At 70.1% G+C, this 12,443-nt stretch carries 12 protein-coding genes and 1 pseudogene; 10 read left to right on the top strand and 3 right to left on the bottom strand.

Features of this window, described 5'->3' with window-relative positions:
* Nucleotides 1–83: 83 nt before the first annotated feature.
* The 3 genes from VNS22_RS19790 to VNS22_RS19780 all read left to right on the top strand — a co-directional run bounded on the left by VNS22_RS19790 (nt 84) and on the right by VNS22_RS19780 (nt 2,549).
* A complete protein-coding gene (locus VNS22_RS19790) occupies nt 84–524 on the top strand; it encodes a hypothetical protein (protein WP_325735475.1) in 441 nt (146 codons plus the stop codon).
* Nucleotides 521–1,270: an SDR family oxidoreductase gene (locus tag VNS22_RS19785; RefSeq protein ID WP_325735473.1), complete on the top strand. Its 750-nt coding sequence runs from the start codon at nt 521–523 to the stop codon at nt 1,268–1,270. The genes VNS22_RS19790 and VNS22_RS19785 overlap by 4 nt, the downstream gene beginning before the upstream one ends.
* A 442-nt stretch (nt 1,271–1,712) precedes the next feature.
* Nucleotides 1,713–2,549: a cytochrome P450 gene (locus tag VNS22_RS19780; protein ID WP_325735471.1), complete on the top strand. Its 837-nt coding sequence runs from the start codon at nt 1,713–1,715 to the stop codon at nt 2,547–2,549.
* Here VNS22_RS19780 and VNS22_RS19775 read toward each other — a convergent pair.
* Nucleotides 2,534–3,187, bottom strand: coding sequence for a DUF6134 family protein (locus VNS22_RS19775; protein WP_325735469.1), 654 nt, complete (start codon nt 3,185–3,187; stop codon nt 2,534–2,536). The genes VNS22_RS19780 and VNS22_RS19775 overlap by 16 nt on opposite strands.
* A 183-nt stretch (nt 3,188–3,370) precedes the next feature.
* On the opposite strand from VNS22_RS19775, the gene VNS22_RS19770 reads away from it, so the two are divergent.
* Nucleotides 3,371–4,429, top strand: coding sequence for a Gfo/Idh/MocA family oxidoreductase (locus VNS22_RS19770; RefSeq protein ID WP_325735467.1), 1,059 nt, complete (start codon nt 3,371–3,373; stop codon nt 4,427–4,429).
* Between the two features lie 4 nt (nt 4,430–4,433).
* Here VNS22_RS19770 and VNS22_RS19765 read toward each other — a convergent pair whose 3' ends face one another.
* Nucleotides 4,434–4,763, bottom strand: a complete 330-nt coding sequence (locus VNS22_RS19765; RefSeq protein ID WP_325735465.1) for a hypothetical protein — start codon at nt 4,761–4,763, stop codon at nt 4,434–4,436.
* A gap of 182 nt (nt 4,764–4,945) precedes the next feature.
* Here VNS22_RS19765 and VNS22_RS19760 point away from each other — a divergent pair, with 182 nt between their 5' ends.
* The 3 genes from VNS22_RS19760 (at nt 4,946) to VNS22_RS19750 (ending at nt 8,838) form a co-directional block, all read left to right on the top strand.
* Entirely contained in the window at nt 4,946–6,946 is a 2,001-nt protein-coding gene (locus VNS22_RS19760) for a PhoX family phosphatase (RefSeq protein WP_325735463.1), read from the top strand.
* Between the two features lie 342 nt (nt 6,947–7,288).
* Nucleotides 7,289–7,849: a TetR/AcrR family transcriptional regulator gene (locus VNS22_RS19755; protein ID WP_325735461.1), complete on the top strand. Its 561-nt coding sequence runs from the start codon at nt 7,289–7,291 to the stop codon at nt 7,847–7,849.
* Nucleotides 7,850–7,851: 2 nt separating this feature from the next.
* On the top strand, nt 7,852–8,838 hold the full coding sequence (locus VNS22_RS19750; RefSeq protein WP_325735477.1) for a DMT family transporter: 987 nt from the start codon (nt 7,852–7,854) through the stop codon (nt 8,836–8,838).
* On the opposite strand, the gene VNS22_RS19745 is transcribed toward VNS22_RS19750, so the two are convergent.
* Nucleotides 8,768–10,393, bottom strand: a complete 1,626-nt coding sequence (locus VNS22_RS19745) for an ABC transporter ATP-binding protein (RefSeq protein WP_325735459.1) — start codon at nt 10,391–10,393, stop codon at nt 8,768–8,770. The genes VNS22_RS19750 and VNS22_RS19745 overlap by 71 nt on opposite strands.
* Before the next feature lie 204 nt (nt 10,394–10,597).
* Between VNS22_RS19745 and VNS22_RS19740 the strand changes: the two genes are divergently transcribed.
* The 3 genes and pseudogenes from VNS22_RS19740 to VNS22_RS19730 all read left to right on the top strand — a co-directional run.
* Nucleotides 10,598–11,527 carry a glyoxylate/hydroxypyruvate reductase A gene (locus VNS22_RS19740; RefSeq protein ID WP_325735457.1) on the top strand — a complete coding sequence of 310 codons (930 nt, stop codon included), beginning with the start codon at nt 10,598–10,600 and terminating at the stop codon, nt 11,525–11,527.
* Between the two features lie 20 nt (nt 11,528–11,547).
* The gene (gene parA, locus VNS22_RS19735) at nt 11,548–12,210 is read left to right on the top strand and encodes a ParA family partition ATPase (RefSeq protein WP_325735455.1); all 663 of its coding nucleotides are present in this window, start codon (nt 11,548–11,550) and stop codon (nt 12,208–12,210) included.
* 37 nt (nt 12,211–12,247) lie between these two features.
* Nucleotides 12,248–12,443, top strand: a pseudogene (locus VNS22_RS19730) (glutamate--cysteine ligase); the annotation flags it as partial.

Below are 12,443 nucleotides of genomic sequence, written 5' to 3'. Positions count from 1 at the left end.
TTGCCGAGCATGCTTGACCGAACTGGCCGGTGCCGTCCATCGGTTGCGCCAAGGACAAAGATGCCGGGGCAGGTGAGGCGCGCATGCAGACAATCCCGGAACAGCTCGGCCGTACGGTCTATGCCGAGGTCGACGAGGCGGCGGGGCCGGACCCGCTGCTGCAGGCGGCGGGCTGGCTGGCCCGTTTCGAGCCGTGGCTGGGGACCTGCCGGAACGTGGGCGTCGCGGTAAGGGCGCTGGAGGGACTGCGGGCGACGGTGGTCTTGGCCGGATACCAGGACGACCGGGCGGCGATGGTCCATCTCGTCGGGCCGCGGCCGGTGGATCTGCCGGTGCGCTGGAAGCTGGAAGGTGCCGCGGCGACCCTGGAGGCGGAGGACGGTGTGCTGCGGCTCAGCCGTGCCGGCCAGATCCTGGACCCGGCCGGCATCGCCCTGCCGGACGCGCTGCCGGGGCGGGTGGCGATCCTGAACGACGCGCTGGCCAAGGCCGCTGCGTCCAGCCTGGTGGAGACGGTCGAATGACGGACAAGGTGCTGCTGGTCACCGGCGGCGGGCGCGGCATCGGGGCGGCGATCTGCCGGCTGGCGGCGCGCGATGGCTGGGACGTCGCGATCAACTATGCCGCCAAGCCGGGGCCGGCGGAGGAGGTGGCCCAGGCGGTGCGTGCCGCCGGGCGCCGTGCAGTCACGATTGCCGGCGACGTCGCCGACCAGGCGGCGGTCGTGCGGATGTTCGACGAGGCCGAGGCGGCGCTGGGCAAGGTCATCGGCGTGGTGGCCAATGCCGGGATCGTCAACAAGGTGGGCCCACTCGCCGACATGCCGGTCGACGTGATCCGCCGGGTGATCGATGTCGACCTGCTGGGGGCGATCTGGACGGCACGGGAGGCGGTGCGGCGGATGGGCCGCTCGCGCGGCGGCCAGGGCGGGGTGATCGTCAACATCTCGTCGATGGCGGCGGTGTTCTGCGGGGCGGGCGGCTTTGCGCCCTACGGCATCGCCAAGCTCGGCGTCGATGCGCTCACCGAGGGGCTGGGCAAGGACGTGGGCGCCGACGGCATCCGGGTCTGCGGGATCAGGCCGGGCCTGATCGACACCGAGATGCAGAACGACACCGGGATCGAGAACCGGCTGGAGCGGTTCGGCCCGACCGTGCCGATGGGCCGGGCAGGCACGGCCGACGAGGTGGCCGAGGCGGTGGTCTGGCTCCTGTCCGACCAGGCCAGCTATGTCAGCGCCACGACCTTCAACGTGTCCGGCGGCAGGTGAAGGCCAGTGCATTAGTGAGGGAAGGGCCGCTCAGCCTAGATCCCGCCAGCCGGTGGGTCCGGCTCGACCCGTGTGACCCGGGCTTCTTCCTGGACCCCTACCCGACCTACCGGGCGATGCATGCGCACTGCCCGGTGTTCTTCTGGGAGGAGCTCGGCCACTGGTGCGTGGCCGGGCTGGCGGAGGTGGATGCGGTCATGCGCGATCGGCGCTTTGGCCGCGACGTGTGGCAGGCCGCCGCCTGCGCCGGGCAGGCGCCGCCCGAGATTTCGCCCCGCCTGGCCCCGTTCTACGCGGTCGAGGCCTGCTCGATGCTGGAGCGGGAGCCGCCTCTACATACCCGGCTGCGCGGCCAGGTGAGCCGCGCCTTCGTGCCCAGGCGCATCGAGGCGCTGCGGGACGAGGTGCAGGCACTGGCCGACCGGCTGGTCGACGCCTTCCGGTGGGGCGAGCGTTCGACCTGCTGCCGGCCTATTGCACCCCGATCCCGGTCGAGACGATCTGCCTGCTCCTGGGCGTGCCGGCGGCGATGGCGCCGGACCTGCTGGACTGGTCGCACCGGATGGTGGCGATGTACCGGCCGGGGCGCAGCCGGGCCGACGAGGACGCAGCGGTCGCGGCCACACAAGCCTTCGTGGCCTGGCTGAAGGTGCTGATCCGGGAGCGGTGCTGCCGGCCAGGGGACGACCTGATCAGCCAGCTGGCCGGCCAGGACCCGGCAGAAGGGGGCTTGAGCGAGGACGAGCTGGTCTCGACCTGCATCCTGCTGCTGAACGCGGGCCACGAGGCCACCGTCCACGCGCTGGGCAACGCCGTTGCCGTGCTGCTGGCGCAGCCAGGCGATCCCGCGGCCCGCTTCGCCACGCCCGAGGCCGCTGCCGCGACGGTCGAGGAAGTGCTGCGCTTCGTCCCGCCGCTCCATCTGTTCTGCCGCCATGCGCTGGCCGAGGTCGAGCTGGCCGGCCTGAAGCTGCAGCCGGGGGAACGGATCGGCCTGCTCCTGGGGGCGGCCGGCCGCGATCCCCGCCGGTTCGCCGATCCCGATCGGTTCGATCCCGGACGGGCGGACCGGCGCCACCTGGCGTTCGGGGCGGGCATCCATGCCTGCCTGGGGGCGGCGCTGGCGCGGCTGGAGCTCCAGGTGGCGCTGACGACCCTGTTCCGGCGCTGTCCGGACCTGCGTCTGGTGGCGCCCACGCGCTGCCGCGACAGCTGGCACTTCCACGGCCAGGCGGAGGTGCTGGTGGCCAGCGCGGCCGGGCCTCAGTCGATCGGGTAGTAGTCCAGCCGCTCGCCGCGGGTGACGAAGCTGGTGCGCACGAACCGGCCGCTCTCGTCGTACCAGATGGTGCCGGAGCGGCCCTGCGTGCCGCTCATCTCGTAGCGGGTCGCCGCCACTTCCCGGCCGTCGCCCAGGTCGACCGTTTCCGGCACGCCGGGCGTCGTGCTGGTCTTGATCAGCTCGGTGGTCTTGCTGTCGAGCAGGGCGGTCTGGTGGACGATCTCCTGGTTCCAGAAGGCGATGTCGGTCATCGTGCCGAGCGGCACGCGCACCCGGCCCTTGGATCCCTGCACCACGAGCTGCTCGTCCTTCGCCGCGAAGCTCACGTCGAAGATGTCGCCGTCATCGACGATCCGCGAGCGGCCCTCGACCAGCGTGCCGCCCCGCCAGTGCTCGACCGCGTCCTGCTTGAACGACGCGACGGTGATGAAGGCCAGCTTGACCTTGATGTCGATCGCCGTGGTGACCTTGACCAGATCGCCCTCCGGCTCGAAGCGGATCTCGTGCCGGCCGATGTCCTCGCCCTTGCGCATGACCCGGAACGTGGCGTTTTCGAACACGACGTCCGCCCGGCCCGAATCCGGAAGGAGCAGCGCTCCCGTGGCCGCGAGCAGGAACATGCGGCGTTCGATCATCCAGCTGGCCTCCCGAGGCGTCCTGTGACGCCAGAACTTCACTCAAGGCGGGCCGGTTGCGGCACACGCCCGCTGGCGCCGCGTTGCCGTGCCTCCTATTGCAGCGTCTAGCAGAACCGCCCAGGTCGGGACAGGGGGCCGCACCCCTGCCGGAGGCAGCAGGCGGCAGGGAGGTCGGCAACGATGGCAAAGCAGACAGGAGACAGGCTCCGGGTGGCGATGGTCGGCTGCGGGTTCTTCGCCCGCAACCACCTGCTGGCCTGGCATCATCTGCCGGACGTGGATCTGGTGGGCGTGTGCGACCTGGACCCTGGCCGCGCCCAAGGGTTCGCCGATCTCATCGCGGAGCTGGGCGGCAGCCGCCCGGCCGTCCACACCGACCTCGCCGCCATGCTGGCCGAACTGCGCCCGGACCTGGTGGACGTGGTGACCACGATGGAGAGCCACGAGGCACTGGTCGGGATCTGCGCCGAGGCGGGTGTCGCCACGATCTGCCAGAAACCGTTCGCCCCCGACCTCGCCGCGGTGCGCCGGATCGTGACAACGGCCGAGGCGGTCGGCATTCCCTTGATGATCCACGAGAACTTCCGCTTCCAGGGGCCGATGATGGCCGTCCGGCGCTGCCTGGACGAGGGCCGGATCGGCACGCCGCTCGCGGCACGCCTGTCCTGGCGGTGCGGCTTCGACGTGTTCAAGGGCCAGCCCTATCTGGCCAAGGTCGAGCGGCTGGTCCTGCTCGACCTGGTGATCCACCTGTTCGACCTCGCCCGCTTCCTGTTCGGCGACGTCGCCCGGATCCTGGCCAGGACCCAGCGGGTGCGCCAGGGGATCGCCGGGGAGGACGGGGCGGTCTGCCTGCTGGAGCACGAGAACGGCACGATCTGCGAGGTGCTGGGCTCGTACCACACTCGCATCGATCCCGACCCGTTCCCGCAGACCCTGATCCGGATCGACGGCACGCTGGGGCATCTGGAGGTCGGGCACGACTATGCGCTCCAGGTCCGCACCGCGGCCGGCACGGAGTGCTCCTCGATCGCACCGGTGCCGCCCGACTGGGGCGACCCGGTCTGGGCCATGGTCCAGGAAAGCGTGCTCAACACCCAGGCCCATTTCGTCCAGGCGGTGCAGAGCGGGCAGGAGGCCGCGACCTCGGCGCGGGACAACGAGAAGACGTTTGCCCTGGTCGAGGCGGCCTACCGCTCGGATGCATCGGCGGCCTGGGTGGACCTCGCCACGGTCTGAGCGATCAGGCACCTTCCTCGGGCACGGCCGGGGCCGGCCGTTTCGGCTTCAGGCTCTGCCAGTCGGAGCCGGCGGCGACCACGCAGGCCTGGCCGTCCGGAGCCAGGCTCACCATCGTCCAGGTGTCGTTGCCGGACGAGGCGAACAATTGGAGCAGGTGGCCGTTCGACTGCAGCCCCATCGAGACCGGCGCCTCGGCATAGGTGCTGGCCAGCTCACCCTGGATCTGCGTGTAGCCGGAACAGGGCAGGTCCGACAGTTCCGGGGCCGGGGCTGCGGCGGGGGTGCCGCCGGCAAGAACCGAGAGCAACAGGGCGACGAGCCAGTGGAACATCGGGGCACTCCAGCACCCGCGATCCTGCGGGCCTGAGCCACAGCATGCAGACTGCCGGTTAATGCCCGCTTAACGGGCGCACCGTCCTGCCACATGACCGTCACGCCACCGCCGCCGATGCGGATTAGTGCCGCTCTCGACTGGTTCCAGGGAACCGGGCAACCGATGGCGACGGGATCGACATGGCCGAGACGCACGACGACGCACGCAAGTTCCGCACTTCGCAGCTCGAGGATGCGATGGGCGAGGGACACAACCCGACCGCCAACCCCACCATGGGCGAGATCATCGCCAGCCGCTTCTCCCGGCGGGCCATGCTGAAGGGCTCGCTTGCCGTCTCGGCGATCTCGGCAACCGTGGGCCCGGCGGCCCTGATGGCGGCCGGAGAGGCCAAGGCCGCTTCCGTTTCCGCGTTCAGCTTCGAGGAGATCGCCGCGGGCGTGGACGAGCGGCATCACGTGGCGGCGGGCTACCATGCCGACGTGCTGCTGCGCTGGGGCGACCCGCTCTTCCCGGATTCGCCGCCCTTTGATCCGGAGAACCAGTCGCCCGAGGCGCAGGCCCGGCAGTTCGGCTACAACAACGACTATGTCGGCTACGTGCCGATGCCGGGTGCCGAGGATCCGTCGGCGCACGGGCTGCTCGTGGTCAACCACGAATATACCAACGAGCACCTGATGTTCCCGGGCATCGTCGAGATCGTCGATGGCGAGATCCAGGTGGCGCCGGCCGACCAGCGGCGGGTCGACATCGAGATGGCCGCCCATGGCGGCACGATCGTCGAGATCCGCAAGGTCGAGGGCCGGTGGCAGGTGGTCCGCGACGGGAGCTACAACCGGCGGATCACCGCGACCACGCCGATGCTGGTCAGCGGACCGGCGGCCGGACATGACCGGCTGAAGACCAGCGCCGACCCGGACGGGCGCAACGTGCTGGGCACGATCAACAACTGTGCCGGCGGCGTGACCCCCTGGGGCACCTACGTCATGGCCGAGGAGAACTTCCACGGCTATTTCGGCGGCAAGCTGCCGAAGGGGCACCCCGAGACGGCGAACTACGCGCGCATGGGCGTGCCGGATACCACCTATGAGTGGTTCAGATTCCACGACCGCTTCGACCTGGCGAAGGAGCCGAACGAGCCGAACCGGTTCGGCTGGATCGTCGAGGTCGACCCGTTCGACCCGCAGTCCACGCCGAAGAAGCGGACCGCACTCGGCCGGACCAAGCACGAGGGGGCCGAATCGATCGTCGCGAAGGACGGCCGGGTGGTGTTCTATCTCGGCGACGACGAGCGGTTCGACTATGTGTACAAGTTCGTCACCGCCGGCAGGTTCGACCCGGACGACCGGGCGGCCAACATGGACCTGCTGGACGAGGGCACGCTCTACGTGGCGCGCTTCGACGCGGACGGCAGCATGACCTGGCTGCCGCTGGTGCACGGGCAGGGGCCGCTCACCGCCGAGAACGGCTTTGCCGACCAGGCCGACGTGGTGATCGAGACCCGGCGTGCCGCCGACCTCCTGGGTGCCACCAAGATGGACCGGCCGGAGGACGTCGAGCCGGATGGGCGGACCGGCAAGGTCTATGTCATGCTCACCAACAACACCAAGCGTGGCGAGGAGCAGGTCGACGGGGCCAACCCGCGTGCGGCCAACGCGTTCGGCCACATCATCGAGATCTTGGAAGCGGAGGGCGATTTCGCCGCGACCGAGGGGCGCTGGGAGGTGCTGCTGAAGTGCGGTGACCCGAGCGTGGCCGAGGTCGGCGCGTCCTTCTCGACCGCGACCACCGAGAACGGCTGGTTCGGGATGCCCGACAACTGCGCGGTCGATTCGGCCGGGCGGCTCTGGGTCACCACCGACGGCAACTCGCCCAAGGCCACCGGCCGCACCGACGGGGTCTGGGCGGTCGACACGGAAGGGGAGGCGCGGGCCACCTCCAAGCTGTTCTTCCGGGTGCCGGTGGGCGCGGAGATGTGCGGCCCGCTGTTCACGCCGGACGACCAGACCATGTTCGTGGCGGTCCAGCATCCGGGCGACGGCGGCGAGGACTGGGAGGGCTTTGGCCGACTGTCCCATTACGAGGACCTCTCGACGCGCTGGCCGGACTTCGACCCGAACATGCCGGTGCGGCCGTCCGTGGTGGTGATCACCCGGCAGGGCGGCGGCAGGATCGCGGTCTGAGCCGGTCGGGCGGACCCGGGGACGATGGTCCTCGGGTTCGTTCGTGCAGATTTGCCGTGCCGGATGAGGCGGCCGGTTGCTGCGGGTGCCGTACCGTTCATCTCCGCCGGGTCCTGCGGGTCGGAAACTTGCAACCGGTTGATATGCCGGCGTTTCTCGGGTTCGTTTGTGCAGAACACGGTACGGCATGACGGTCGGGACACGGCAGGATCCTGCAGCTCGGGCAGACGTCACAGGATAGCATCAATGGACCGATATTCCTAACCGGTCATCGGCCTGCCGGCAGCGATCCTCATCCGACCCTACCCTTCACAAATAGAACGATCGTTCTATCTTGGGGGCATGAGCAACAAGCGACGTGACATCGCCCAGGCGGCCAACCGGGTCTTCTATCGGGAAGGGTTCGCGGCTGTGGGCATCGATCGGCTGGTGGATGAAGCCGATGTCGCGCTCGGTACCCTTTATCGCCATTTCGGGGACCGGACGCAGGTCATCGTGGCGGCGCTGGAACATCGCCACGCCGAGTTCCTGGCCTATCTGGAGGAGAGCGCCCACCCGGGCGAAGGTGCGGACTGCGTGCTGCAGCTGTTCGATGCGCTGGGCAGCTGGAGCCAGGGCCGCGGCGGAAACGGCTGCCTGTTCCTGCGTGCGGCAGCGGACCATCCCCAGGACGAGCGGATCCGGCAGGCGGCCCTGGACCACAAGCGGCGCTACCTGGCGCTGGTCGAGCAGCGTCTTCGGCAAGGCGGGCGGCGGGCCGAGCAGGCGCGGGAGCTGGCGCCCGTCATCTTCCTGCTCCTGGAAGGGGCGGTGGCCGCGGCGTTCACGCTCGGGGACGAGGCGGCAGTGGCAGGCGCCCGCCAGGCCGCCGCGATCCTGCTCGCGCAGCCGGGTGCGCCGTGAGCATGCCGGTGGCGCCGCTCGTCCTGCTGGAGGCGGGGCTCATCGTCGCCTGGAGCTCCGGGTTCGTGGGCGCCCGGCTGGCGGCCGATGCGTCCTCGGTCTTTCTCGTCCTGTTCTGGCGGTTCGTGATCGTGGCGCTGCTGTTGGCTCCACTGCTCTGGCGCGCGGCGCGGCAGGGCCTGACCGTCCGATCGCTGCTGCTGCAGACCCTGCTCGGCATCTTCGCCATGTTCGGCTTCCTGGCGCCGGGCATCAAGGCGATCGAACTCGGCGTGCCGGCCGGAACGGCTGCGCTGATCTCGGCACTCCAGCCTCTGGCCACGGCCGCGCTGGCCGGGCCCTTGCTGCATGAGCAGGTCGACCGGCGGCAATGGCTGGGTCTCGCCCTGGGGCTGGGTGGCGTTCTGCTCGCGGTGAGCGGGGCGCTGGGTCATGCTCCGCTCTGGGCCTATGGGCTGTCGGCCCTCTCGACGGCGAGCCTGGTCGCTGCGACCCTGCTCGCGAAGAGGGTGCCGGACTCCACGCCGCTGCTGCCGTCGCTCGCCATCCAGAGCCTGGCGACCGCGATCCTGTTCGCGCCCCTGGCCCTATGGGATGGCGGGATCCTGCCCGACCTCGACCTGGGCTTTGCCGCTGCCGTGGCCTGGTTCATCGTCCTTTCTACCATAGGCGGGTACGGCCTCTACTGGCTGTGCCTGCGCAGGACGACCGCTACCAGGGTCGGCAGCCTGATCTACCTGACGCCACCGGTGACGATGATCTGGGCCTGGGCCATGTTCGGCGAGCCGCTCACCCTCATGAGCATGACCGGGTTCGCGATCTGCCTCATCGGCGTCGCCTTCACCCATGGCTTCGGCTTGCGGACCCGGCAGCCGCCGCAGGAAGCGCCCGCGCGGCAATCCAGCGCGGGCGGTACCGTCAGGCCGCCACCGGCACCTGGGGCACCGCGCCGATCAGTTCCGCCGTGTAGGGGTGGTGCGGCGGGGTGAACACCTTCGACACCGGGCCGTAGTCCACCACCTTGCCCTGGTAGATCACCGCCACGTCGTCGGCGAAGCTGCGCACCAGGGCCAAGTCGTGGCTGATGAACACCAGCGTCAGCTCGCGGTCCTTCTGGATGTCGCGCAGGAGCTGGACGACGCGGGCCTGCACCGAGACGTCGAGCGACGCGGTGGGCTCATCGGCGATCACGATGTCCGGCTCGCTGGCGATCGCCCGGGCGATCGCGATGCGCTGCTTCTGTCCGCCGGAGAGCTGGTAGGGATAGCGGTCGGCGAATTCGGGGGTGAGGCGGACGGCTGCCAGCAGCCGGCGCACCTCCCCCTTGATGTCGCCCCTGGCCTTGCGCAGCAGCTTGAGCGGCCGGCCGATGGCATAGCCCACCGTATGGCTGGGATTGAGGGTGGCGTCCGGGTTCTGGAACACCATCTGCAACCGGGCCAGCACCTCCTTGGGCCTGGCGGTCACGCTGGCCGTGCTCAGGACATAGCCGTCGTCCAGCGCCACCGTGCCGTCCGGGGTCGTCTCGATGCCGAGCATGATCTTGGCAAACGTCGACTTGCCCGAGCCGCTCTCGCCGACGATCGCCAGCGTGCGCCCACGGCTGGCGGCGAAGCTGACGTCGGAAAGGGCCTGCACCTTGGTGCCGCCGCCGGATGCCAGCGCCAGGCCGCCACCCTGGACATAGGTCTTGGACAGGTCGCTGACCTCGACCGCCGGCGGCCCGTCCGGGGCCGGCCGCTCGGTGATGGGGTCGCTCAGCTTCGGGATGCTGCCGATCAGGCGGCGAGTGTATTCGTGCCGCGGCCGGGTGAACACGTCGGCACACGGCCCGGTCTCGACCAGCCGGCCGCGCAGCATCACGCCCACCCGGTCGCAGACCGTAGCGACCGTGCCGAGGTCGTGGCTGATGAACAGCATGGCGAGACCCAGGCGCTGGCGCAGCTCGGCCAGAAGCTCGAGGATGCCGGCCTGCACCCGCACGTCGAGTGCCGTGGTGGGCTCGTCCAGGATCAGCAGCGAGGGATTGCCCATCAGCGCCATGGCGATCACCACGCGCTGCTGCTGGCCGCCCGAGATCTGGTGCGGGTAGCGCCTGCCGATCGTCTCGGGCTCAGGAAGACGCACGGTGCGGAACGCCTCGATCGCCTTAGCCCGTGCCGCCTGCTCGTCCATGCCCAGATGGAGCCGGGCCACCTCCATGAGCTGCTTTTCCAGCGGGATCACCGGGTTCAGGCTGCTCATCGGCTCCTGGTAGACCATCGCCATCCGGCCGCCGCGCAGGCTGCGGATCTCGGCATTGCTCAGCGCATAGAGGTCCTTGCCCTCGAACAGGATGCGCCCGCCGGCCAGCCGTCCGTTCTTGGGCAGATAGCGCATCACCGCGAACGCCACGGTCGACTTGCCCGAGCCGCTCTCGCCCACCAGCCCCACGCTCTCGCCGGCATGGACGGTGAGGCTCACATCCTCCACCGCCAGGCTCTCGCCCTGGCGCGTGCGATAGGCGATCGACACCTGCTCGAGTGCCAGGACCGGTTGGCTCATCGGTTGGCGTTCCCCTGCTGCTTGAAGTCGAGCTTAAGCCTCATGCCAGCGGAAATGAAAGCGGCAGCATGCTCGGCACCGTACCGGCAGGAGGTGCTTGCAAGAACGCGATATTGAGGGTCAAGAACGCGCGAAGGCCATGCATGCCGCGCCGCAGGGATCATGGGATCCTCTTGGGGCAGCCTTTCTTGGGGGAAGCGAAGATTGGCGTTGCTGTTCGTGAGCCATGTGGATGATCCGGAGCTCTGGCGGGCGGAGCTGACCGGGCACGTGCCGGGCCTGGAGATGCGCGTCCATCCCGAGATGGGCGACCCGGCCGAGATCGACATGGCCCTGGTCTGGCTGCCGCCCGAGGGCCTGCTGGCCTCCCTGCCGAACTTGCGCGCGATCTTCTCGCTGGGGGCCGGCGTCGACGCCATGCTGCGCGACCCGACCCTGCCGGCCCAGGTGCCTCTCTGCCGGCTGGTCGATTCCTCGCTGACCGCCACGATGAGCGAGTACGTGCTCCTGCACGTCCTCAAATACCATCGCTACCAGGACCGCTATGCCCAGGACCAGCGGCACCAGCGCTGGCAGCTGCGCCTGCCGGGCCCGCCTGCCACCACCAGGGTCGGCATCCTCGGCCTGGGCGTGCTTGGCAGCGACGCCGCCCGCGTGCTGGGGGGGCACGGCTTCAGCCTGCGCGGCTGGTCGCGCACGCAAAAGGACCTGCCGGGCATCGCCTGCTTCAGCGGGGAAGACGGGCTGGCGCCGTTCCTGGCGGAGACCGACATCCTGGTCTGCCTGCTGCCGCTCACTCCTGAGACCACCGGCATCCTGAACCGCGACCTGTTCGCGCTGCTGCCGGACGGCGCCCGGCTGATCCATGTGGGTCGTGGCGCCCATCTGGTCGAGGCCGACCTGCTGGCGGCCCTGGAGAGCGGCAAGCTCACCGGCGCCACGCTGGACGTGTTCACCCAGGAGCCGCTGCCGGAGGGTCACCCGTTCTGGCGGCACGAGGCGATCGACGTGACGCCGCATGCCGCCAGCTACAGCCATCCCGAGGTCGGGGCCGCGGTGGTCGCGGACAATATCCGGCGCTTTCGGGCCGGCCAGCCGTTGCTGCATCTGGTAGACCGGGCACGCGGCTACTGAGGCCGACGGAGGGCCGGAGCATGGCGTCCAGGATCGTCACTGTCGCGCAGAGCAAGGGCGGGGCCGGCAAGACCACGGTCGCGGTGCAGCTCGCGACCGCGATGCAGGCGACCGGGCTGGATGTCTGCGTGATCGACGTCGACCCGCAGGGCAGCCTCAGCCGCTGGTTCGAGGAGCGCCAGCGCCGCCGCGATGGCGCGGACCGGCTGGTGCTGGCCAAGACCGGCGGCTGGCGGCTGGCCGTGGAGCTCAGCCGGCTGGTGCGCGATTTCGCAATCGTCGTGGTGGACACCCCGCCCCATGCCGACACCGACCTGAAGGCGGCGATCCGCGCCGCTTCGCTGGTGCTGGTACCCTGCCAGCCGAGCCCGCTGGACGTATGGGCGAGCCGGCCGACGCTGGAGATCGCGCGGAGCGAGGGCCGGCCGATCCGATTCCTGATGAACCGGGTGCCGCCGCGCAGCCGTTCGATCGAGGAGGCGGGTACGGCGCTCGCCGAGCTGGGTGTGGTGCCGCTCGACGCACAGCTGGGCAACCGGCAAAGCTATGTCGCGGCGATGGCGCGCGGGCTGGGCGTGATCGAGCACGAGCCGCGCGGCACGGCCGCCCAGGAGGTCCAGGCCGTGTGCGCCGAGATCGACCGGGTGAGCGGGCCGGGACTGGCCAAGGGGTCGGCCCAGTAGGGCGGACTCAGACGGATCTAGGAAAAGGAACCTACGCATGTCGGCACCGCCCAGTGGCCAGGGGGCGCCCATCGGTGGCAGGCACCAGCTGGTCGAGTGGATCGCGTCGGGCGAGAAGCCGGCCGAGGCCTGGCGGATCGGCACCGAGCACGAGAAGTTCGTGTTCCGCAAGAACGACCTGACGCCGGTACCCTATGACGGGCCGGACGGGATCGCCGCGGTGCTGGACGGGC

The organism is Geminicoccus sp. (assembly GCF_035556675.1).
In the GTDB taxonomy this organism is placed as follows: domain Bacteria; phylum Pseudomonadota; class Alphaproteobacteria; order Geminicoccales; family Geminicoccaceae; genus Geminicoccus.
Note: the sequence above shows the minus strand (reverse complement) of the source record. Positions and strands in the feature narration are given on the sequence as shown.